This is a genomic window from Myxococcus vastator, from assembly GCF_010894475.1.
GTDB lineage: Bacteria > Myxococcota > Myxococcia > Myxococcales > Myxococcaceae > Myxococcus > Myxococcus vastator.
Map to the genome: position 1 here is coordinate 1 of NZ_JAAIYB010000669.1, position 3,263 is coordinate 3,263.

General features: G+C 73.2%; 3 protein-coding genes. All 3 read right to left on the reverse strand.

What is annotated here, in order from left to right:
* Positions 1-1,179 (reverse strand): cyclic di-GMP-binding domain-containing protein, MshE-related (locus tag G4D87_RS35830; protein WP_163787264.1); only part of this gene is annotated, 1,179 nt, incomplete at its 3' end.
* Positions 1,180-1,226: 47 nt separating this feature from the next.
* A complete protein-coding gene (locus tag G4D87_RS35835) occupies positions 1,227-2,234 on the reverse strand; it encodes an OmpA family protein (protein WP_205507859.1) in 1,008 nt (335 codons plus the stop codon).
* A 41-nt stretch (positions 2,235-2,275) separates the two neighbouring features.
* Positions 2,276-3,263: sensor histidine kinase (locus G4D87_RS40080; protein ID WP_163787268.1), on the reverse strand; the 988-nt coding region annotated here is incomplete at its 5' end.

The window sequence follows — 3,263 nt, forward strand, 5'->3', positions numbered from 1 at the left end:
TATAAGAGACAGAGCCGCCTCCGCCTCGATGCGCAGGTCCGTCAGCGCATCCATCATCATCTTCGCGGACTGGAGCGCGCGCAGCGCGTCATCCGGACGGGCCACCGGCGCGCCGAAGACGGCCATCAGCCCGTCGCCCAGGAACTTGTCCAGCGTGCCGCCGCAGGTGAGCACCGCGTCCGACATCCGCCCGAGCACCTGGTTGAGCACCCCCACCACCTGCTCCGGAGGCAGGCTCTCCGCCAGGCCGGTGAAGTTGCGGATGTCCGCGAACAGCAGCGTCACCTCGCGCTTCTCGCCGGTGAGCACCACCGCGTCCGCGCTCTTGAGGATTTCCTCCACCACCGCGTCGGACGTGTAGCGCGCGAACAGCTTGCGCATGCGCTCCGTCTCGCCCGTGCGGCGCACCACGCTTTCGATGCGCGCGGCCAGCTCGTCCATGGACGCGGACTTGTTGACGTAGTCATCCGCGCCGGCGCGCAGGCCGCGCACGCGCTCCGCCTCCACGTCGTTGGCGGTGAGGATGATGACGGGCACCGCGTGGCTGGGGCCTTCCTTCAGGCGGCGGCACAGCTCCACGCCGTCCAGGCCGGGCATCTCCAAGTCACTGAGGACGATGACGGGCTGGATGCGGCCCATGCTCTCCAGGGCCTCGAACGGGTCCTGGAAGCAGAGGACCTCGTAGCCCAGCGCCACCAGGCCCTCCTGCACGAAGGCGCAGGCCAGCGGGCTGTCGTCCACCACCACCACGCGGCGGCGGCCGTCGGAGGAGGGGCGCGGCAAATCCTGCCGCCCGGCGATGCGGTTCTGCAGCCCCAGCGCCTCGTAGATTTGCTTGTAGGTACAGTGGCCCAGCTCCACCAGGATTTCGCCCAGCTTGCGGCCGTCGCGGCGCTGACGCGCGAGCGCCTCGTCGAGCTGCGCCAGCGTCACGTACTTGAGCCCCACCAGCAGCTCGCCCAGCGCGGGCTGCAGGGGGCTCTTGTCCTGGTGCAGCCCGAGCGCCTCTCCCAGCGCGTCCTGAATCTGCTCCCGCGTGACGTAGCCCAGGGAGATGAGGGCCTCCCCCACGCGCTGCCCGGTGAGGGCCTGGAGGGCGAGCGCCTCCTGCACCTGGCTGGGCGAGACAATCCCCAGCTTGAGCAGCAAGTCACCAAACAGGGGGCTGGGAGCACTCATGGCGTACGAGCGTACCCCACACCCCCCACCCGCGGGGAGTCCGGGGCTTACGGACGGCCGCGCGGCGCCACCACTCGGAGGTCCATCCGGCGGTTGGCCTCGCGTCCGTGGGAGGTCTCATTCGACTCGACGGGCCTGTCCGGGCCGAACCCCCACGCCTCCAGCCGGTCCGGCGGGACACCCCGCTCCACCAGGTAGTCCCGCACCGCCTCCGCGCGCGCCAGCGTCACCTCCCGCTGCACGTCCGAGTCCCCGCGGTTGTCGGTGTGGCCCTCGATGGCGATGACGCCCAGCCGCGGGTGCAGCAGCAGGACCTCCGCCACGTTGTCGAGCGCCGGCTGGACGCGCGGCTGGAGGGTGGCGGTGCCGGGCGCGAAGGTGATGCGCTCCAGCAGCTCCAGCCGGTCCGGGCGGATGACGACGCGCTGCTTGCGCGCCGCCGGGCAGCCCTGGTTGTCCAGCGCGCCCCGCTCGCGCGGGCAGTTGTCCCGGTGGTCCGCCACGCCGTCCCCATCCACGTCCCGCTCCGGGCAGCCACGCAGCGAGGGCAGGCCCTCCTCGTCGGGACAGGCGTCCTCTTCATCCGGCACGCCGTCCCCATCCGCGTCGCGAATGGGACATCCCTCACGCGAGGCGGGCCCGGGCTCGTCCGGGCACTTGTCCGCCGCGCCCTCCACCCCGTCGCGGTCCGGGTCGTCGATGGGGCAGCCCCGCCGCTCCAGCAGGCCGAACACCCGCGGGCAGGCGTCCCTCGCGTCCTCCACGCCGTCCTCGTCCGAGTCACGGATGGGGCAGCCGTCCCGCGAGGCGGGCCCGGCGCGACGCGGGCACGTGTCCAGCGCGTCCTCCACGCCGTCCCCGTCCGTGTCCTTCACGGGGCAGCCCTGGAGCCTCGCGAGCCCGCGGACGGTGGGGCAGGCATCCTCCCCATTGAGGACGCCGTCCCCATCCGCGTCCAGGCCCGGTTCGAGCGCGGGCGCGTGCCGGCAGCCCGGGGCGGCCACGGCCAGCACGGCGGCGAGCAGGGCCAGTCGGTGGAGTGCGCGCGTCTTCATCCGCGGAACCAGAGCGCAGCGAGTGCGGGCTGTCCAGACGCTCACGCTGGCAGGGGCAGCTCCACGGTGAAGGTGGAGCCCTTGCCCGGCTCGCTCTCCAGGCGGATGCGGCCGCCGTGGGCCTCGACGATGCGCTTGGTAATCCACAAGCCCAGGCCCAGGCCCTTGAAGTGCTGCACCGACGCGGAGCGCTCGAACTGCTCGAAGATGCGCTCCTGCTCCTCCGGCGACACGCCGATGCCCTCGTCGCGCACGGACAGCCGCGCCACCGGGCCCACCGCGTCCACCTCCACCGTCACCGGCCGGCCCGCGCCGTACTTCGCCGCGTTGGTGAGCAGGTTCACCAGCACCTGCTCCAGGCGCAGCCGGTCCCACTGCCCCGTCACCGGCCGGTCCAGCAGCAGCCGCACCTCGTTGCCCGCCAGCGCCAGCTCCTCGGACATGCGGCCCACCAGCTCGCGCGTCAGCGCCGCCAGGTCCACCTCCTCGCGCTTCAGCCCCAGCCGCCCCGAGCTGAGGCGCGACACGTCCAGCAGGTCATCGATGAGCAGCCCCAGCCGCTGGCCCGCCTTCGCCGCCCGCTCCGCGCGCTCCGCCAGCCCGTCCACGGCCATGGCGTCCCGGGCCATGCGCGCCAGCAGGTGAATCTGGAGCTGGAGCGCGTTCAGCGGCGACTTCAGCTCGTGCCCCGCCACCGACAGCAGCTCGTCCCGCGCCTTCACCGCCTGCGTGGCTGCGCCGTACAGCCGCGCGTCTTCAATGGCCAACGCCGCGCGCGCCGCCAGGCTCTCCAGCAGCGCGCGCTCCTCCACCGAGTACTCGCGGCCCCGCGCCTCGCGCATCACCCCCAGCGTGCCCAGCACCCGGCCGCGCACGCCCAGGGGGACGACGATGACGCTGTGGGGCCCGTAGCGCTGGAGGAAGGGCATGCCCTCCGGCACGCGCTCATCGCGCAGGTCCTCCGCCTGGAGGCGCGGGACGAAGAGCGGCTGCCCCGTCGCCGCCACCCGGCCCGGCAGCCCCTCCCCC

Excerpts from the sequence above, each read along its gene's own strand:
- G4D87_RS35835 (WP_205507859.1), bottom strand. The coding sequence starts at position 2,234 with ATGAAGACGCGCGCACTCCACCGACTGGCCCTGCTCGCCGCCGTGCTG.